This is a genomic window from Paenibacillus polysaccharolyticus (assembly GCF_023714295.1).
Lineage (GTDB): Bacteria > Bacillota > Bacilli > Paenibacillales > Paenibacillaceae > Paenibacillus > Paenibacillus polysaccharolyticus_A.
In genome coordinates, this window is record NZ_JAMAUN010000008.1 from 114,839 (window position 1) to 134,716 (window position 19,878).

The window sequence follows — 19,878 nt, forward strand, 5'->3', positions numbered from 1 at the left end:
GGAAAAGAGATGAAAATGGATAACGGGCACCGGGCGGAGGCCTCAAACGGGAACTTGAAACAGGATGTCATTATAATCGGGGCAGGCTTCGGCGGTCTGTCCTGTGCGATTCGCCTTGCTACGGCGGGCTTGCGAGTAACCATTCTGGAGCGTCAGGCGCATGTGGGCGGCAAGTTGCAACAGATCCAGCAGGACGGGTATCATTTTGACCGCGGGCCGAGCACGATTACGATGCCGGATGCGTTTCGCTCGGTTTTTGATCAGGCAGGCGTGGTGATGGAGAACTATGTGCAGTTGTACGAGCTGGAGCCTAGAACACGTAATGTTTTTGCGGATGGAACAGTGGTCGATCTGTCTAGAAATCGCGGCTGGATGAAAGAGCAGATTGCTGTGTACAGTCCGGAGGATGCCTTGCGTTATGATGCGTTTATGGATGAATCTGCCGCATTGTATGCGGAGGCGAATCGTCATTTCCTCGGTAAGTTGCTACTGAATCCGTCTGATAAATACAACCTTCAAATGTTGCGCAGTCTGCTTCGGGTGCGGCCTACAGTCAGGCTGGATAAGTTGCTACGCAGGTATTTCAGCCATCCACACACACTCGCCATGTTCGGGCGGTACGCCACGTATGTAGGATCATCTCCGTATCTGTCGCCTTCTATTTTTGCCATGATGGGTCATGTGGAAGCAGAGGTGGGCATCTACGGGGTCAAAGGCGGAACGTATCAGCTGATTGAAGGCATGACCCGGCTTGCGCAGGAAAAAGGCGTGCGGATTCTGACGGGTGTAGAAGTGCATCAGATCGTGACTCGGCATGGCAAGGTGATCGGCGTGGATACGGATCGGGGCTTTATGGAAGCAGAACAGGTCGTGGCTAATGGAGATGTGCTTAGTGTAAACAGGTTACTGCTCGCGCCGGAGCATCGGAAACGAATGAGTGATGCCCGGATTGCCAAGTACGAACCTTCCATCTCAGGATTCGTAACCCTGGCGGGAGTGCGCAGAAAGTACGATCAGTTATTACATCACACGGTCTTTTTTCCAGAGCAGTATAAGCTGGAGTTTGATGATATTTTCCGTGATCGCAGGATGCCTTCCGATCCAACGATATACATCTGTAACTCCGGTTACTCCGAAGCAGGCATGGCTCCGGAAGGAGCCAGCAATCTGTTCATTCTGGTGAACGCGCCGTATTTGTCCAAGGCATGGAACTGGGAAGAGCAGAAATATCGATATGGTGAGTTCGTGCTCGAACAATTGGAGGTGCGTGGTATTGGCGGATTGAAACAATCGGAAGTGTTAATTTGTTATACACCGCAAGATATCGAACGAGATACGCTTGCTCATCAAGGTTCTATCTACGGCATTTCCTCCAATTCGGTGAAACAAACTTTCATGCGACCAGGTAACCAGAGCAAAGATGTTCACGGACTCTGGTACGTCGGCGGCACAACCCACCCTGGCGGCGGAACCCCGATTGTTACGCTGTCTGGTCAGCTTGTAGGGGAGCAACTTGCAGCGGAGCTGGGGAGGTAGAGCAAATGCATGGAGGACATGATGTGATGGAACTCGATGAAGTTATTCAATGCATTTTATGCGGTAGACCGAGGTACTGAAAGGTTCATTCATGGCTGAATAGGTGCTTCGAGACTACAATAAGGCAAATAGGTGCTCTGAACCCCGATAAGGTAATGATTGAGATTATGGGGTTTGGAGTGTCCTTTCATTAGTTAGAGAGGAACGGTATACTGGATGGAGTTGTCCATTGATGGACGCTACCTTACAGGGTTTATCTAGTTATTCGAATAAATAACTTGAGCGGGTACAGATACTGGGAAGATTATCGGGATGTGTGAGTGGATAGAGAACTTCCGAGCTTTCCATCGCACCGTATGTCCATTTACATAGAAACAAAAGGTACAGAGCAACTCAGCATGGGGTAGGGAGCAGGAAGCAAAACAACGCAGGCGAGCCTACCCTGCACTTCACTCTCACATAGGAGGTCTCATCATGAACGAACAAGAACGAGCCGGCAGACGGCTGCTACCCGAAGTGGCAACGGGAGAACGGAAGCTGGAGCACGTGCGCCTCTGTCTGGAGGAGAATGTGGCAGGAGAAGGCATAACGAGCGGACTGGAGAAGTATGCATTCCGTCATCATCCGTTACCGGAGCTGGATTTTGAAGAGGTGCGTCTAGACACTTCGTTCCTTGGCAAAAAAATGCGTACACCCTTGCTCATCAGTTCGATGACGGGTGGAAGCAAGACCACAGGCGCGATCAATGAGCGCCTTGCAAGGGTAGCGAACGCCAGAGGCTGGGCGCTCGGGGTAGGCTCGATCCGGGCTGCCGTGGAGCAGCCGGAACTCGCGAGCACATTTGATGTCCGCCGCTGGGCACCGGACATCCCGGTCATCGCGAACCTGGGCGCGGTTCAGCTGAACTATGGCTTCAGCACGGCTGATTTCCAGCGTGCCGTGGATATCGCCGGCGCGGATCTGCTTGTGCTGCATCTGAACACGCTGCAGGAAGTATTCCAGCCCGAAGGCAATACGAACTTCAGTGGTCTGTACCAGCGAATTGAGACATTGTGTCGTGAGTTGGACGTGCCTGTCGGTGTTAAGGAAGTTGGTTTTGGCATCGATGGCGTGACGGCACAGCGACTGTACGAAGCGGGCGTAGCCTTCATCGATGTGGCTGGCGCAGGTGGTACAAGCTGGGTACAGGTGGAGAAGTATCGCAACAATAACCCGGTACGCCGAGTGGCTGCTGAAGCTTTTGCCGATTGGGGCATTCCGACAGCTGAATGCATCCAGGACGTGCGCGCGCTGAACCCCGATGGGGCTCTGATCGGTAGCGGCGGACTGTACACTGGCGTGGACGCGGCCAAAGCACTCGCACTCGGTGCCGACCTAGCAGGCTTTGGTCGCTCCTTGCTCGAATCCGCCGTCACCTCCGACGAAGCACTGTCCGAGCGACTGGAGCAGGTCGAATTCGAGCTACGCACCGTTATGTTCGGCATCGGCGCAGGTAGCATCGCAGAGGTGAAGCGGACAGAACGTCTGGTTGAGCGGCGGTAATGTTGTTGGGGTCGGGCGACATGGATGCCGAGCAGTCAGAGTGGTGAATCGAAGGTTAGTGAGCGGCGGACTGGCAGCATCGGTATCGGTATCGCTCCAAAAGCTCTAACGATCTCACAGAAGCTTATTTTGCGCTTTTTGAGCTATTTACGAATCTAACGATCACCACAAGCGCTATTTGTGCGAAATCCCGCAAAAGTGGGCGAAAAACGTGGCTTTTCCAGTATTAAGCTCCCTGGTGATCGTTAGAATCTCAAAGTGACCCAAAAGGGGTAAATAGCGTCGCTGGTGATCGTTAGAATTTGTGGACTCTCATCTGGCACTTGATGATTGTTCGATGTAGGAATGTAATGTGTTACTGAAGGAGATTTCGTGGTGCGAACCCCAAGCTCACATGATTTTCCCGGAGGATTCGCACCAGTATTTTGATGTTTTCGTGACCTTTTGGCAACAGTGTATGATCATATTGGTGTATTTTTGAAGAAAATGGCGAGGTATTTCGATATAATATGAAGAAGATACGTCATGCGAATTAGATGTTACAACTTTACTACGTCTATTTTCGCTGTCGCACTCCGTATGGAGTGCGTGGATTGAAATTGGCGCAGGAACGTGAGCAGCAGCGTAGGGGAAAGTCGCACTCCGTATGGAGTGCGTGGATTGAAATCATCCGCAAGCTGTTGGAATGAATGCGGGGAACGTCGCACTCTGTATGGAGTGCGTGGATTGAAATCGTTTGAAAGATATCGACACGACAAAAGAGCGTTGGTCGCACTCTGTATGGAGTGCGTGGATTGAAATTAAGCAGTATCGGTTTAAGGAGAGATTTTGCAGCAGGTCGCACTCTGTATGGAGTGCGTGGATTGGAATGATTAAGCGCACATGGTTTGCCACTTGCTTTCCTTATCGAACTCCGTGTGGATTGACTTGATCTACGCAGAACATCTTCCATACATTTTTTTTCATATTATAGAAATGATAAAAACACCCAACCCCATCTTGGATCTAATCAGATGGGGTTGGGTGTTTCTTATGTTTAAAGTTTACTTTTCATGTTCTTTGTTACGTGTGTAATACAGTTTATTTATCTTCTGGTCCGTACACAAGCAAGTCCGAAGAGAGTAATCATTTCCTGTCATTGATAGCAACGTGTTTACAATATTGTTTAAAGTAACTAGGTCAAACCTCTTTGTTTTTCCCTAGCACAAATCATAGATCAAGTTAGGTCTTTATGTTATATGCAGGTTTCCAATAGATACCTGTGTTCTCTACAGCGACATGCGTAACTTCTTGAGATTCAAGGAATTGAAGTAGTTTAAATATATATTTGGACAGCGTTCCAAACGTTCAAATTTCATGGTGGGTAACTCACTGTTAGAATCCATCGTCCTGTTCGTAGTTCTCAGAATGGATATTTAGAATCGATATAGGTTTTCACACAAAACTGATCCGTAGCCTTTTATTTATCAATCCATTTTCTGTTGAAATGCTGAAAAAGCTTTTTTCGTGCACGAGCTAGTTTTTGACTGACAGCACACTCTGAAAGACCAAGCAAAACTGAGATCTCCTTGTGAGATAGTTCTTCAATGTAAAAAAGAGTAATGACTGTTTGATAGTCTGGTTTTAATTCTGCGATACTCTCTTGTAATAATTTGTCTCTTTGTTTTTCTTCAACTTCACCTTCAATGCTGATTTGTTGAACAGTATGAGAAAATTTTTTTTCAGAAACTTTGGTAATGTTACTAGCCTGCCGGTCAATATAATTTTTTTTTAAGTAATCGAAAGTGTGATTACGAGCGACTTTTCTTAACCACGCTGTAGAGTTGTTAATTTTTTGTTTATTGACTTTATAAATAACTTTTATGAAACATTCTTGAATGATATCTTCTGTTAATATGTGATCTCCATCTAACAAGTATGTAATGTCGTCAAAAACCAAATTATAAAATGACCGATAAGCTGAATTTTGTAAAGGTGGAGGAAGATCGTTGAAGTTTTTATGGAAAAGATAAATTGTATCCATAGTACTCAATCCTTTCTTTTTATTCTTCTCAATAAGGAGAGGCACCTTTTTATTTTATATTATATATGGATTAATTGTAAGTAATTACAATAATAAAATGAATAATTATGGAATTTATGAATAAAAATCGTTAGATATAGGTTTGAAAGGGAGTCTACATATATAGAAACACAGTTAACTAACATGAAGTTAGAAGAAACGGAGGGTTGTTATAATTATAGACTGTTGTCGACGTGGGGAATCTGCAATCGTTTCCTGCGACATGATTATAAAATTAGGTCATGGACTATTTTGTAGGATTAAAGCGGTGCAGTATTCTAAATATTATTAGAGGAGTGATTGTAAACATGAATAAGAAGAAGTTGGTGTTAATTGGGACTTCTGCTTGTCTCGCGCTTTTCTTGTCTGTAGGAATAGCTGGAGCAAACCTGAATAATGTTCTACAGAAACATTTATCGGGGGATGAAGTGGTTTTGCAAAATAACATTAAGAAGTTAAGTGTTGAACAATTGATTAATGAAATAGAAAGTGTGGCTGCTACTGTAGGTAATCCTTCAACGTTTGCTAAAAACAGTAATGCTGGGGCTAATGATATCAATACCCTCATCCCATTTGTGTCGGAACTTTTTGAAAGGAAAGATCAGATCCCTGATAAAGATATTTTGAAAGTTGTTTCCGATGATACAAAATCAGTAATCACCCGTGAAGCATTGGTAGATCTTTATGTACTTAAGCATGAAGGAAATAAAGGTGGGGAAGAACTGAAACAAATTCTTCTTCAAGATGAGATTAATAGCCAAGTGAAATCTAGAATTGTTGCTACGACTGATTTTACTTCGGATGATGTAGGTCTATTGAAGGAAATCATTCAACAAGATGATGACATTCTTGCATTTAACGGTTTGAAACGATTAAGTAATATTAATGTAAGTGAAGCATATGAAATTTCGAAAAACATTTTGTCGAATGTGCAAGAGCAATCATCGAATAGAATTTCTGCTGCTTTAAGAGCTACAGCTAAATATCTTCATAATTCCGGTCATACTAACCTTCAGAAAAATTCATCTAATCTTGAAGGAAGTTTTATTGAAACAAGTTTTAATATCATGAAATCAAGTAATGATGAGGTTCTTAAAGATTCTGCAGTTTTCGCAATTTCTGAGGTAGGAAGCCAAAATGCCATAACTCAAATTATAAATAGTGATCTGATAGAAAAAGAACTCAAAGCTTTTGCTATCGATCAAAATTTTATCGTGTTAAAAGAGATGCTTACTGAAAATCCCACAAAAGAGGATATAGAAATAGTAGTTTCAGCTTTGGAGATTTTGCCCATTACAGACTTGGTTGAACCTCTAACCGAATTAATTCCCCACATCGGCGATGTCGAATTAAAGAAACGCATTGATAAAGTTATTGTTTTGGCCAAGGAAGAAGGTATTAGTGCAAATCATAAGTGGGATAAATAAAAATAAGTAAGGGAGGTTATTTAAATATGAAATCCATTTACAAAAAGTTATCTCTGATTCTAATGGCTCTAGTATTTTTAGGAACAACGTATACGGGAGTTAGGACAGCGGATGCAGCGACTGGAAATCAAGGGTATGCTGCATATAGAGATGGAGTGTTTTTCGGATTCGATTGGCATGCAGGTTTATGGGATGAACCGGCATCAAACTATGGTCTTCCTATTTTACATGCTCCAGGAACAGGGAAAAGTGTACAATGGGACTCTTGGAATAATTTTATCGATGGTAATACTTTCAAAGGAACATATAGACCTAATAATGCTCCATCATCATCCCAAAGAGATCTATTTGTAGCAATGGGCAGAAATTTGCGTACACAGGATATATCTTATAATTTGGCTTATCAGGTATATTATAATAATAATAATGCCAGCACTTATGTCAAATATGATGAGGTGAGCTCTATGCGATGTGATGGAGTTGTCGAGTATATCTACGAATGGTACGGGTATAGAGTATTTGGTAATGACACGCAATGGGATGTCACCAAGAACGATATTTGGATCAGGGATCAGCATAGTGGAACTCTTATCACACCCAAAAAACAAGTTAATTACCTTACAGCAATATAATGAGTAAATACAAACAAGTGTTGATTATGATCTTAATTGCAGTGCCCTTCACTATCATTAATTTTAGTTTTTATTTAAAAGGACACCCCCCTCACTTAGTTCACGCCGTAGCTTCTTTGTTATTCCTTCTTGCATGGTTTGTTCTGGGTTTTAAGAGCAAGGGTAACGAATTTGTGTTGAGATCTACTTTGTTTTGGTTAACGGGTGTAATTTTACTCCTTGCTGGTTATTATTTGGACGTAGCCTTACTTTTTATTCCCGGATCTATCCTTTGGGCGGGACCTGTTTATGGACTAAGATACGTCTTGAATCTTCCGTCTAATGTGATGTTTGCTGTAATAAGCATAGTCTGTGCTTATGCTTGCGGAGTAGCAGGTTTTGCATTGGGAAGATATCTTAAAAAAAGCCCTTAGTTTTTGTAACTGAGGAATTCAATTAGATGACGTAGTTTTGACTAGCAGAATGTAAGTTTTCCTAAAAAGATCCGTTCATGTGAATTGAACGGATCTTTTGCTTATAAATGTAGATAAACTTTCACCCGTATAAGTAGCTAAAAGAAATTTTGAAACTTATTTATTTAGTAAATCAATTTTCGCAACTCTAATCATTAAACTAAATATGGGGATATATGGATATGGTCTATTCGTTAAATTGAAAAAAACATACAATTTGTTCATTTTAGTTTGTCAGAAATTTTTTACCAATAGAATTAGTTTTGTTAAACTTTCCTTACATCCTAAAGGTATTAAGCCTGTATTCTAGGTGTTAAGATAATTTTAGTAAAATATTTACAAGTAAAATATTGCTAATTAACACCATCCTATAGTATGATTTTATTGACCGTTGCCTAATTATTGATTGGAAGGTGGTGTTCCCGTTGAACTCAAATACCACAATACGTGAACATTTAGAAATTTATTTGAAAACAAATCATATGACTCTTAATCAATTTTCAGAAATTTCAGGTGTTAATTCTGGTACGTTAAGCGGGACGTTGAATGGGAGCCGCCCTATTGGTATGCAACAACTAGATCGGATTACGGAAGGCATGGGGCTGGAGGAAGGTTATTTTTACGATTTATACATACAAGAATGTTTTGTGCATTCAAGTCCGGATTGGCGAAGGTTGAGACCGTTTTTGTATCGTTGTGCGGAACTTGATAAGGTTAAATATATGGAAGAAGCTGTTAACCTAATTATGGATAATCTGTCTTATGCTCCTCTCTTATTTGAGTTGGCAGAGCAGTTATATCATGAAGGGAGGCTGATAGCAGCTAGACCTCTCTATCGTTCTGTAGCTGAGAGTGAGAAGATGCAACATTCGGAACGGTTGGCGCTAAGTCAGTATCGGTTGTTTACGATTGGACTTTCCAAAGATCAGATGAGTAACCTAGCACTTGCCACACAGTTTGAATTTTTTGTGGATCGTTTAGACGAGCCTTATCAACTTGATGGATTAAATGATCTGATTAATGTATATGCATCCTTGCGTCGATGGGATAAGGTTAGGATATTTGCTGAGCAATTAAAAATAAAAGCAATGATACAGTATGAGCTTAATAAGAATGCGAAAGTTGTGGAACATAGATCCAAAAAACAGGTGCTATTTTACGTGCTTTATGCTGACTTGGCTTTAGGAGAAGCTTGTTTTTTTTATGAAGAATACAGAGAAGGAATCCAATTTATTTCTGCCTATGCTGATGTTAGTTGGGTAACCAGGCCTAAAGAAGAGGAGATTGTTGTTATCCGCCAATTCGAGGAGTGGGCAGAGGGGAATCGTTACCTGTATGAATTGATGTCTGGTAAGACAGAGGTCGTACAAGATTATCTGAATTATATCTCCAAAAAAGAGAAAGAGATTTTCCCCGCTCTATGCGCAATAGTAAGTGCAGCAAACCGTTTTGATATTAACGTTGATCTTGTTCTCGACCAGTATGAGTCTTATACAACGTATCAAGAACAGAATAGCCGTATAGGAAAAATCAGTGAGCAATATACAAGTGATCAGTACGGAGCTTTGCTAATCAATCTAGGGAAATACTATTTAATGCGAGAAAGATACATTAAAGGCTTTGGGGCAATTCTGAATGGGTTGGATTTTGCAATCAGAATCAGAAATAAAGATGGAATTTTGGACTGTATAAAGGAGTTTGAGAAATTCAGGAGTTATGCAGTTGAAGAAGTTAAACTGCAATACAGTCAATTAATTCAGGAGGTCTGAACATGAAAACAAAGCTGGCAGCAATTATTGTTTTATGTAGTATCACCGTAGGAGGATTCATTCCTATTACTCCAGTTGTTCCTATTGAGAAACAACCTCCTGTAATTATAACAACGAATGGTCACGGGATGGGAAGTTAAACATTTTCCTAATGATGATTTTCGAAAATGATGTTATATGTTTCTCATTATACTAGCTGTTCCAACTCCAGTAAAAGAAGGTACTGAAAATCAACCAGATACCCGAATGACAACCAATTGTCATGGTCTTGGAGGTTAGTTTGCAAGTGTCTTGAGTGATAATTCTTCTAAGCAACTCCCTGAGTAGAAGTAATTTCTCTACTGCGAAGGGGGTTTTTTGTGTTCCATCTGTAGTTTGGAACTTCATATTATTTAAAAATTAAAATATTCCCTGTTGGAGTTTATTTGAATTTATGTTAATTAGCAGGATGTTCTAAAATGATACAGCAGGGAGGGGTGTTATGGATCGTGACGAACTCAAACTGCGGATCGAGGAAGCGAGGGAGAGACTCCATCAAATTAAAAACAGAGTACGGCGAGCTTCTTCACCCTCAGGTGATCCACCAATCTATGGTGCTGGATGAACTTATTAATATGTACAATTATGTTAAAAGGATAAAGCCGATGGAGTAATCCATCGACCTCTGGGCGAGAAACTTTGGCCGGTCGCTCGCCCTTCTATTTTAACATAAGTGGATGTGTAAAAAGAGAAACATTCAATTTAAGTACAATTTTCCTTCACAGTGATATTCTCGTTAGTTATCGTGATGAGGGAAGTTCCTGACACAGATTCTGTATATCCACAGGCTGTTTTTGTATAGGTTTTGCCGCGACTGTCCTTAAGTATGACGTAGACGGAACTTTCGCCTAAAAAATGCAATTTTGGAGTATACTTTATTTTTTCCCTGCTAACGATTTCTTCGCTAAAGGTATAGAGCAGATCGGAATCTTCTGTTTTATCTGCTGTACTCGCATCGAGAACGGGTTGATTCAAATGGGTTATGCCTGTCTTAATCTGAGTAATGTCATAGTCTGACTGATTATCAATCGTAATTCTGAGTTTGCGGAACGGATCCATGGCATTTAGAAGACTCATCACTACAATGGTACCCAGTGCAAGGAACAGGCCAAGGGCAATCATTAGTTTTATTTTGGAAAAGGGACGACGTGGTCTGGTGTGCATGGTTAAACCGTCCTTTCTATTCGATTGTTGTATACGGGTGTCTCGTATTAAAGATATAAACGCAGGGATGCATGCAAAAGTTGGTGCAGGAGCATTATTTTACAGTGTATGTTCAATGAATAAGGTACAATATGAAGGAGAACGAGCAGAGCAATAATATAAATGCGTGGAAACGTGTAAAGTCGATTAGGATGAATGCTCAACATAAGAAGTTGAAGCGCTTGGAATAAGGTTCATTTAATGTGGTTCATGTAATGAGGTACTTGAAGAGGTGCTGATTTGTAAGTGTACTAGACTGTACATAAAGTTCATACGTAGGCCATCGTAACAATCACACTCAAGTGATCACAACTAGATCAGGAGGGAATAACATGGAACTGTCCCCCATGAATACGGAACAATTTTCGAGTTTTCGCAGACGTTCAATTGAAGATTTTGCACAGGAAAAAGTAGAAGCAGGAACGTGGGCGCCAGAAGAAGCGCTACAACGGGCAGAGGAATCGTATGAGCGTTATCTGCCGGAAGGATTAGAGACGCCAGGGGCATATGTGTTTAATCTGATGCATCCGGTGGACGGCATTGTCGGATACCTCTGGTTTAATATTACGGAGAATCGCCGGGGGAAAGAAGCTTTTCTGCTGGATATCGTGGTGGAAGAAGCGTATCGCGGCAAAGGATACGGCACAGAAACGATGGATGCACTCGAAAAGACCGCGCGAAGTCTTGGGGTGGATCGCATCGGGCTGCATGTGTTTGGACATAATGAGCGGGCAAGCAGCCTGTATCGCAAGATGGGCTATGAAGTGACGGACTTGACGATGTACAAGGAAATCAAAGGCTAGCAGGAACCAGGGATTTGAAGATGGAGATGGCTGCGGGTGAATCGGCGAAGTTCCTTGATGCCTTGGGGTTTGTCATATATAATGGATAGGATTATCCATACCGAACAAGTAATGAATGAGGAGTTGTCATATACATGGCTTTGAAAGCAGGAATCGTTGGTTTGCCGAACGTTGGTAAATCTACATTGTTTAATGCAATTACACAAGCAGGTGCCGAGTCTGCAAACTATCCGTTTTGTACGATCGACCCGAACGTGGGGATCGTTGAAGTACCGGACGAGCGTTTGGACAAATTGACAGAACTCGTTGTACCGAAAAAAACAGTGCCTACCGCATTTGAGTTTGTTGATATCGCAGGTCTGGTACGCGGAGCTTCCAAAGGTGAAGGCCTGGGTAACAAGTTCCTTGCACACATTCGTGAAGTGGATGCGATTGTGCACGTTGTTCGTTGTTTCGTAGACGAGAACATCACTCACGTCGATGGCAAGATTGATCCTGTAAGTGACATTCAGACGATTAACCTGGAGTTGATCCTGGCGGACATCGAGAGTGTTGAGAAAAAAATCGACCGTTCCAAGAAAAACATGAAGGGTGGCAACAAAACGGCTGCTCAAGAAGTGGAAGTATTGGAGAAAGTCAAAGCGGTCCTTTATGAAGACAAGCCTGCACGTAGCATGGAGCTGACAGACGAAGAGCGTCTGATTGTACGTGACTTGCACTTGCTTACGCTGAAACCCGTTCTGTATGCGGCCAATGTGGCTGAAGACGAAATCGGTGATGTAGCGAACAATGCATATGTGCAAAAGGTACGTGAGTTCGCAGCTGCTGAAAATGCAGAAGTGGTGCCGATCAGTGCAAAAGTGGAGGAAGAAATCTCCGAACTGGAAGGCGAAGATAAACAAATGTTCCTGGAAGAGCTCGGGATCGAGGATTCCGGTCTGAACTTGCTTATCAAAGCGGCTTATAAATTGCTCGGCCTGTACACGTACTTTACGGCGGGTGTACAAGAGGTTCGTGCATGGACCATCCGTAAAGGAACGAAAGCGCCTGGCGCAGCGGGTGTTATCCACACCGACTTCGAACGCGGATTCATCCGTGCAGAGGTTGTTTCATATGACGATCTGGTAGCAGCAGGTTCCATGAACGGCGCCAAAGAACGCGGTCAACTGCGTCTGGAAGGCAAAGAGTACGTGGTGAATGACGGCGACGTGATGCACTTCCGTTTCAACGTGTAATCTTAAAAAAATTGATTAAAGACGGGTCAGCCCTCATAGGCTTACCGGTTAAAATAAAGAACAGCACTACGCTCTTTCGCGGGGGAATAGTGCTGTTTTTGTTTTCATTTTACTCCGAAACGACAGGTCAGTTTATGCAAGTTTGATGACGTTTTCACTGGATTGTTTACCCATGATGGATATAATAAAAGAAAAGAAGTACCTTTGCAGGAGGTGGCAAGAGTGGATATAACGTCTCGGTATATTCGATATAATCCTCTGCTTGTAGGAAAGGCTGATTTATCCGAAGAAACGCAGCAGTTATTGCTTCATTCTGGCTTGCCACAGCTTACGTTGGATGGTGAGGATATCCTTGGGATCAGCTTTAATCCGATGCCGGATATGGGGTTGATGAGCACATGGGATGTACTCAAAACGCTCTTACCCATTGGTTATGAATGGGATGAGGAGACAGCGATTCTCGGATTAGAAGCTGGAACGGGCATATTGTATAGAGTCGATGTGCAGAGCAGAGATTATGATGTAATGAACAGCAGTATCCACCTGTTTCTAACGTTTCTAAGAAGGTACAGGGAAATTGTACAGGATCATTCCCAAACGAATGAGCCGAGTGTCATGACACTGGAGCAAGTGCAGGCGAAGCTGGAGGCGTTCCGCCGTGGAGAGATTAAACCTCATTTGCAGAAAAAAGAGCAATCCGGAAGAGATGAAGCGGTGAAGCAACTTCGTTTATTTTATACAGAGAAAGACCCTGTAAGTGTGCTTCATGAAGAAACCTGGTGGAGTGTTGTGCTGGAGCAGTTGGAGGATGGATTGCTTTAGCGCCGCGAATAAGTGAAGAGTGTTTCCAGGGAAGATGAAGGCGAAAGCATGAATTTTGGTGGATCGTGGTTTTACGTAAAAAATCATGTTTACACCATGAACTGTTGCTGTTCAGAAGCATAAGCATATGCTATAATTAAGAGTCGTATACCCTTGATTAACTATTCGTTGTAATCGATAAGATGAGGCGGCGGTTTTCAGGAGGTAGGCGACTTCTTTATATCACTTTAAAAGTAAAGGATTTGATGACGTTGTAGCGAGGTTATACGTCGATCATATAACTCAGAATTCGAATGAGATGCTGCGGTCAGGGGATTCGGAAGAATCCTGTGGTTTGTGGAATTTTGAATGATAGATATATACAGCAAGTGTGCATGTTGGTTCGTTATGAAAGACGGCATGTGCAAAGACAAAATAAAAACGTGAGGTGACTATACATGTTGGATAAATTGCAGGCATTGGCCGATCGTTATGACAAGCTGAGCGAGCTTTTGTGTGACCCGGATGTAGCTAGCGATAACAAAAAGCTGCGTGAATATTCGAAGGAGCAATCCGATCTTCAGCCGACATACGATGCGTACAATGAGTACAAACAGGTAAGCGAGGATTTGGAAGCGGCGAAGGAAATGCAAGGCGAGAAGCTGGATGACGAGATGCGCGAGATGGTCAAAATGGAGATTGAAGAATTGTCCGCTCGCCAGAAAGAACTGGATGATCTGATTCGTGTACTGATGTTGCCGAAAGATCCGAATGACGACAAAAACGTTATTGTGGAAATTCGCGGCGCGGCTGGTGGAGATGAAGCGGCATTGTTTGCGGCGGATCTGTACCGGATGTATACCCGTTATGCGGATGCACAAGGCTGGAAAGTCGAGCTGATGGATGTGAACACGAATGACCTCGGTGGATTCAAAGAGGTTGTATTCATGATCAACGGCCGCGGCGCCTACAGCAAAATGAAATACGAGAGCGGAGCACACCGTGTACAACGTATCCCGACAACGGAATCCGGCGGACGGATTCATACATCGACTTCAACCGTTGCGGTAATGCCGGAAGCGGAAGATTTTGATATCGAAATTCACGATAAAGACATTCGTGTGGATACGTTCTGTTCCAGTGGTGCCGGTGGACAATCGGTTAACACAACGAAATCGGCAGTACGGGTAACTCACGTACCAACAGGTATCGTAGCGACGTGTCAGGATGGGAAATCCCAGAACTCCAACAAAGAAAAAGCGTTGCAAGTTCTGCGTACACGTATCTTTGATATGAAACGGATGGAAGAAGAAGCGAAAATCTCCGTGGAGCGCAAAAGCAAAGTGGGAACGGGTGACCGCAGTGAGCGGATTCGTACGTACAACTTCCCGCAAAGCCGTGTAACCGATCACCGCATCGGTCTGACCATGCACAAGCTGGATCAAATCATGAACGGTGAGATTGAAGATATCTTGTCTGCACTGACAATTGCTCAGCAGACCGAGATGATGGACAGAGGAGAATAATCTGTGACGGGCGGACCGTTTGTAATGACGCCGGAGCAGAGTTGCCGGGAAGCCTTCGTAGAGGCTTCCTCTTTTTTGGAGAAGTGCGGCGTGTACGAGCCGCAAAACAATGCACGGCTGCTGCTGGAGCATGTACTGGGCGTCTATGGCGCCCAGTATTACATGATGCAGCCGGAGCCGTTCCCCAGCGAGCTGCGTAGCCGCTGGGAGGACGCCGTCACGCGCAAGGCTGCGGGTGAGCCGGCGCAGTACATTATCGGCAGCCAGGAATTTTACGGGCTGCCGTTCGAGGTTACGCCGGCCGTGCTGATTCCGCGGCCGGAGACCGAGCTGCTGGTCGAAGCTGTGCTGCGCGCAGCAGACCGCGTGTTTGCCGGCGCCGGCGGTGCCGTGCGCGCCGTCGACATTGGCACGGGCAGCGGTGCCATCGCGGTCACGATGGCTTCGCTTCGCCCGCAGTGGCAGGTATCCGCCGGGGACCTCTCGGCGGATGCCCTGCATGTGGCCGCGCGTAACGCGGCCGCGAACGGCGTACAGATCGACTTCCGTGAAGGCGATCTGCTTGCACCGTTCGCTGGGGAGCGGTTGGACATCCTGGTGTCCAACCCGCCCTACATCCCGGCGGGAGATATCGCCGGGTTACAGCAAGAGGTGCGCGATCATGAGCCGCGCCTCGCTCTGGATGGCGGTCCGGACGGGCTCGCCCCGTACCGCATCATGGTAGAGCAGCTGAATCTGCTGCCTGCGCCGCCGCAGATTGTCGGTTTTGAGCTGGGCATGGGCCAGGCTCGGGACGTGGCGGCATTGCTGGAATCGGCGGGGCATTGGCCGGAGATTATCATCGTTCCCGACCTTGCCGGAATTGAGCGGCATGTCCTGGGTGTTCGACCTTCGGAACAGGTGACAAAAATGTAAGGCACGTAAGTTTTCTTTTTGCCGCGAAATCCTCTACAATGGGGTATGCCGAAGATTTTCTGAATGCTTGGAGGAACATAAAGACATGCTGCACAAATTCAAAAAGATCGACTACTCCATCGTTTTTATTTTGGTGATCCTGATGGTCATTAGTATAATGGCCATTTACAGTACTACGTTTGGTCGTCCAAAGGTTGAGGGATTCTCCAAAAATATGATTGTATTTTATGTTTTGGGTTTTGTTGTTTTTTTCGGAATGTCCATGATCAACTATAAATTTATCGTCAAAAATTATTTATATATCTATGGGCTGGGTCTGTTACTGTTAGTTCTGGTTTTGTTCATTGGTAATGAGTATTACGGAGCCCAAGGTTGGCTTTCGATTGGCGGAATCAGTCTTCAGCCTTCGGAATTGTTCAAGCTATGTCTAATTGTCATGTTATCGACACTGCTCGCCAGGAAGAAGAACAGGCCTTTGTTTTTTGGGCGAGATGTCATTCCGATCAGTTTATGTGTGCTGCCGCCCTTGCTGCTTGTGTTGTTGCAAAATGACCTGGGTGCGGTACTCAGTTATATTTTTATCTGGATCGGTTTATTATGGATTGGCAATATCAAATTTTCACATGCATTGATTGGTTTTGTACTGGCGGTAAGTGCTATCGTTGCTGGCATACAAGCATACATTCATTATCATGATGAAATTACAAGTTTCCTCAAAGATATTAAACGTGCACACTGGGCAGAACGATTTGACCCATGGCTTGTACCTGAACTGACATCCAGAGACGTCTTGTGGCAGACGTACAATGCCAAACTTGCCATTGGTTCTGGTGGGGTTACGGGGAAGGGTTACATGGAGGGTACCACCATTCAATCCAATCGGGTACCTCTGGCCTATGCAGACTCGATTTTTGTACAGATTGGTGAAGAGTTTGGCTTTGTTGGTGCATCGGTACTTCTTTTATTGTATTTTATCCTGATTCATAGGTTAGTCTTGATCGCTTTGGAATGTAAGGATCGCGTAGGGGCTTATTTGATTGTAGGTATTATTGCGATGATTCTGTATCAGGTCTTTGTCAATATCGGACCGTTTATAGGACTCATGCCACTGACAGGTATTACCTTGCCATTCATTAGTTATGGAGGAACATCACTGCTCATTAACATGATCAGTATGGGGATTGCTATGAGCATCAAGGTACACACCGAAGAGAATGAAGATATCCTGGGAGCAGCGGAGCAGCCGAGTATTACGGAACTGATCTTGAAGCTGTTCAGACGCAAACCTGTGCAACAGGAGCAACCGGAACAGTGAACATGAATGTTTACAGAAATATGGAAAAAGAAGTCAGATCAACCTTGGAATCGTTCTTCCCGGCATTCGCTGGGGAACGGACTTTCAAGGTTTTTTGCTTTAAAATCAACCGGATTTCCATTCTCCCATCCGATTAGGTACAATGGTAATATTGATCATTATTGGTAAAGTGCGATGTGTGAACTAGGGGGATATTCAAACATCATGTGGAAAATGGTAAAGAAGCTGGATGGCGTCATTCTTTTTGTATTGTTGTTGTTAATGGCGATTAGTATACTTGCGATTTATAGCGGAACACGATTTGATCCCAATCTGGCGAATCATCATGTGAAAACAATCTATTTCTACGTGGTTGGATTCATTGCAGTCATCGGGATTGGTTTGTTTAATTACAAGTTGTACGTAAAATACGCTTTTCTTCTATATGGTATAGGCATTGTTTTCTTGATCCTGGCCAATGTGCTTGGAAGTACGTTGAATAACGCGAATGGCTGGCTGAAAATCACGGACAGCATTTCGTTTCAACCTGCGGAATTGTTCAAAATGATCCTAGTTCTATTTCTTGCCCATTTAATTGTGAAGCGTAAACGTGGGGAGCTCGGGTTCTGGAGAGATGTGGTACCGATTGGGCTCTGGACGTTTATTCCGTTCGCACTGGTTATGGCTCAGAATGACTTGGGTAACGCTCTCGGTTATGTGGTCATTCTGGTTGCTATTTTATGGATTGGTAATATCAAGTTAAAACATGCGTTAATCGGGCTAGCGATTGTGGGGGCTTTTTTTATTGGTTTCATCAAATCGTATACCTTCTACCATGATGAAATATTCGCCTTTTTGGAAAAGATCAAACGGGAGCACTGGGCTGAACGGATCGATCCGTGGCTTGTACCCGAGAAAGCCACAGCCAAAGCGATGTGGCATACAAAAAATGCAGGACTTGCCATCGGATCGGGCGGGATTATGGGCAAGGGCTTTTTGGAAGGAACTTCGGTTCAAAGCGGACGTGTGCCGTATACGTATTCGGATTCCATCTTTGTGGTGGTCGCAGAGGAATTTGGTTTTGTCGGAGCTTCGCTCTTAATCCTGTTATATTTTATCCTTATCCACCGGATGGTGTTGATCGCATTGGAGTGCAAAGAACGGGCCGGACCCATTATCATTGTGGGTATTATCGGGATGTTACTCTATCAGGTGTTTGAAAATGTAGGTGCATTCCTTGGCCTCATGCCTCTAACGGGCATTACCCTGCCGTTTATTAGTTATGGCGGTACGTCTTTGCTGATCAACATGGCCTGTATTGGGCTGGTGATGAGCATTAAGCTGTACGGTGATGAAGACGAGGATGAATGGCTGCCGGAGGAACAGTCTCCATCGTTGATGCAGCGGATTTGGAGTTTACTGAAAAAGAAAAAAGAGAACAGTGCGATGTAGCTGTGTTTTTCACGAGTTGGAGGGATTATTCATGATGAATAGTTTTCAAAGAATTGTGTCTGTATTACTCGTGTTAATAACAATTTTACTGTGCCTAATCTATGTAGAAATGAAACATAGTAATCGAATGCAAGAAAGTATTATTCAGCATCTATATAATTCCGATTAAAGTAGCACTCTACATCCATGGCTATTTGCGAAGAAAGCTTAGTGAACGCTAAATTAGTGAACACTAAGCTTTTTTTTATGTTCGAAAATGGAAGCTTCATAGCCCTTTCATCCGTTTCTATGAAAAATTTTAATAGATTTCAGGTTTGTACTAGGTTTACATCTTCCTCTACCGGGCATACTGATAGACATGAGAGAGTTGCAGCTGGATATCGGAATCGAGGGGGAGAACGGGATGAACAGACGGCTTGTAAAACAAATTGGACTTATCATTGTATGTCTTATGATGATCATTATGATGTGGGAAGGTCAGAAAACCGATGCGGCTGTTGCCGCGACTACTATTCCGGAGCAGTCAATCCGTTTGCGGATTCTAGCGAATTCCGATGCGGCGGGAGATCAGCTCGTGAAACGGGAGATTCGGGATGCGGTCGTTGCGCAGATGGGCGAATGGGTTGGGGCGCTTGAGAATCCGCAAAGTCTGGAACAGGCAAGGCATGTCATTCGGGAGCATCTGTCCGAGATTGAGAATCGGGTAGGGGAAGAGTTAATAAAACGCGGTCTAACTTATGATTATCAGGTAGAGCTGGGCAAGGTTCCTTTTCCAACAAAGCTGTATGGGGGTACGGTGTACCCTGCTGGGGAATACGAAGCAGTACGGATTACGCTGGGCGAGGGCAAAGGGCAGAACTGGTGGTGTGTGTTGTTCCCGCCGCTCTGTTTCATCGATGCAAGTACAGGGGACGCGCTAGCTAAACCAACGACAACGACAGTCTCTGCCTCAGCTGCGGACGCGGTAGGAGTGAAAGCAACTGTGCAAGGTGAGACGCCTGAAGCTAGATTTTTTCTATGGGATGTAGCCGTGAAATTATGGGATTGGTTAACAGGTTTATTCGCTTAACAACGAATATGTAATACATTTAGATAGAGTGAGATATCGAATAGAAATGAAGAGAGGGAAGTTTCGTTGCAGGTGTGCAGGGACCTTCCTTTTTTACATGAACAGGATATGCGGGAGAAGT

The 19,878-nt window shown here is 44.1% G+C and carries 19 protein-coding genes and 1 CRISPR repeat array; of the genes, 17 read left to right on the forward strand and 2 right to left on the reverse strand.

Annotation, left to right across the window (positions count from 1 at the left end):
• Positions 1-15: 15 nt before the first annotated feature.
• The 3 genes from M3629_RS18935 (at position 16) to M3629_RS28465 (ending at position 3,237) form a co-directional block, all read left to right on the forward strand.
• Positions 16-1,536 (forward strand): phytoene desaturase family protein, encoded by a 1,521-nt coding sequence (locus M3629_RS18935; RefSeq protein WP_251509673.1) that lies wholly within the window; start codon positions 16-18, stop codon positions 1,534-1,536.
• Positions 1,537-2,010: 474 nt separating this feature from the next.
• Complete coding sequence (fni, locus tag M3629_RS18940) at positions 2,011-3,078, forward strand: type 2 isopentenyl-diphosphate Delta-isomerase (RefSeq protein ID WP_251509443.1); 1,068 nt, start codon at positions 2,011-2,013, stop codon at positions 3,076-3,078.
• A gap of 24 nt (positions 3,079-3,102) precedes the next feature.
• Positions 3,103-3,237, forward strand: coding sequence for a hypothetical protein (locus M3629_RS28465; protein ID WP_285888925.1), 135 nt, complete (start codon positions 3,103-3,105; stop codon positions 3,235-3,237).
• 408 nt (positions 3,238-3,645) lie between these two features.
• Positions 3,646-3,948: direct repeats of the CRISPR family, unit length 33 nt; unit sequence GTCGCACTCTGTATGGAGTGCGTGGATTGAAAT.
• 589 nt (positions 3,949-4,537) lie between these two features.
• Here M3629_RS28465 and M3629_RS18945 read toward each other — a convergent pair.
• Positions 4,538-5,101: an RNA polymerase sigma factor gene (locus tag M3629_RS18945; protein ID WP_251509445.1), complete on the reverse strand. Its 564-nt coding sequence runs from the start codon at positions 5,099-5,101 to the stop codon at positions 4,538-4,540.
• A gap of 347 nt (positions 5,102-5,448) precedes the next feature.
• On the opposite strand from M3629_RS18945, the gene M3629_RS18950 reads away from it, so the two are divergent.
• From M3629_RS18950 to M3629_RS28705, 6 genes are all read left to right on the forward strand, one after another.
• Positions 5,449-6,567: a hypothetical protein gene (locus tag M3629_RS18950; RefSeq protein ID WP_251509447.1), complete on the forward strand. Its 1,119-nt coding sequence runs from the start codon at positions 5,449-5,451 to the stop codon at positions 6,565-6,567.
• Between the two features lie 26 nt (positions 6,568-6,593).
• On the forward strand, positions 6,594-7,199 hold the full coding sequence (locus tag M3629_RS18955) for a hypothetical protein (protein WP_251509449.1): 606 nt from the start codon (positions 6,594-6,596) through the stop codon (positions 7,197-7,199).
• Between the two features lie 877 nt (positions 7,200-8,076).
• The gene (locus M3629_RS18960) at positions 8,077-9,420 is read left to right on the forward strand and encodes a transcriptional regulator (protein ID WP_251509450.1); all 1,344 of its coding nucleotides are present in this window, start codon (positions 8,077-8,079) and stop codon (positions 9,418-9,420) included.
• A 2-nt stretch (positions 9,421-9,422) separates the two neighbouring features.
• A complete protein-coding gene (locus M3629_RS18965) occupies positions 9,423-9,560 on the forward strand; it encodes a hypothetical protein (RefSeq protein WP_251509453.1) in 138 nt (45 codons plus the stop codon).
• A gap of 341 nt (positions 9,561-9,901) precedes the next feature.
• On the forward strand, positions 9,902-10,024 hold the full coding sequence (locus M3629_RS18970) for a hypothetical protein (RefSeq protein WP_353056762.1): 123 nt from the start codon (positions 9,902-9,904) through the stop codon (positions 10,022-10,024).
• Positions 9,996-10,073 carry a hypothetical protein gene (locus M3629_RS28705; RefSeq protein WP_353056759.1) on the forward strand — a complete coding sequence of 26 codons (78 nt, stop codon included), beginning with the start codon at positions 9,996-9,998 and terminating at the stop codon, positions 10,071-10,073. Before M3629_RS18970 ends, M3629_RS28705 begins: the two co-directional genes overlap by 29 nt.
• An 88-nt stretch (positions 10,074-10,161) precedes the next feature.
• Here the strand turns inward: M3629_RS28705 and M3629_RS18975 are convergent, their stop codons facing one another.
• The gene (locus tag M3629_RS18975; protein ID WP_251509455.1) at positions 10,162-10,623 is read right to left on the reverse strand and encodes a hypothetical protein; all 462 of its coding nucleotides are present in this window, start codon (positions 10,621-10,623) and stop codon (positions 10,162-10,164) included.
• 371 nt (positions 10,624-10,994) lie between these two features.
• Here M3629_RS18975 and M3629_RS18980 point away from each other — a divergent pair, with 371 nt between their 5' ends.
• The 8 genes from M3629_RS18980 (at position 10,995) to spoIIR (ending at position 19,757) form a co-directional block, all read left to right on the forward strand.
• Positions 10,995-11,465: a GNAT family N-acetyltransferase gene (locus tag M3629_RS18980; protein ID WP_221791300.1), complete on the forward strand. Its 471-nt coding sequence runs from the start codon at positions 10,995-10,997 to the stop codon at positions 11,463-11,465.
• A gap of 134 nt (positions 11,466-11,599) precedes the next feature.
• A complete protein-coding gene (ychF, locus tag M3629_RS18985; RefSeq protein ID WP_123065294.1) occupies positions 11,600-12,700 on the forward strand; it encodes a redox-regulated ATPase YchF in 1,101 nt (366 codons plus the stop codon).
• Positions 12,701-12,922: 222 nt separating this feature from the next.
• Positions 12,923-13,522, forward strand: coding sequence for an SUKH-4 family immunity protein (locus tag M3629_RS18990; RefSeq protein ID WP_251509457.1), 600 nt, complete (start codon positions 12,923-12,925; stop codon positions 13,520-13,522).
• Positions 13,523-13,959: 437 nt separating this feature from the next.
• The gene (gene prfA / locus M3629_RS18995; RefSeq protein ID WP_123065296.1) at positions 13,960-15,027 is read left to right on the forward strand and encodes a peptide chain release factor 1; all 1,068 of its coding nucleotides are present in this window, start codon (positions 13,960-13,962) and stop codon (positions 15,025-15,027) included.
• Positions 15,028-15,051: 24 nt separating this feature from the next.
• The gene (gene prmC, locus M3629_RS19000; RefSeq protein WP_251509674.1) at positions 15,052-15,942 is read left to right on the forward strand and encodes a peptide chain release factor N(5)-glutamine methyltransferase; all 891 of its coding nucleotides are present in this window, start codon (positions 15,052-15,054) and stop codon (positions 15,940-15,942) included.
• Between the two features lie 85 nt (positions 15,943-16,027).
• The gene (locus M3629_RS19005) at positions 16,028-17,257 is read left to right on the forward strand and encodes an FtsW/RodA/SpoVE family cell cycle protein (protein WP_221791297.1); all 1,230 of its coding nucleotides are present in this window, start codon (positions 16,028-16,030) and stop codon (positions 17,255-17,257) included.
• 204 nt (positions 17,258-17,461) lie between these two features.
• Complete coding sequence (locus tag M3629_RS19010) at positions 17,462-18,688, forward strand: FtsW/RodA/SpoVE family cell cycle protein (RefSeq protein WP_251509459.1); 1,227 nt, start codon at positions 17,462-17,464, stop codon at positions 18,686-18,688.
• A 403-nt stretch (positions 18,689-19,091) separates the two neighbouring features.
• Complete coding sequence (gene spoIIR, locus M3629_RS19015) at positions 19,092-19,757, forward strand: stage II sporulation protein R (RefSeq protein ID WP_251509461.1); 666 nt, start codon at positions 19,092-19,094, stop codon at positions 19,755-19,757.
• Positions 19,758-19,878: the final 121 nt, after the last annotated feature.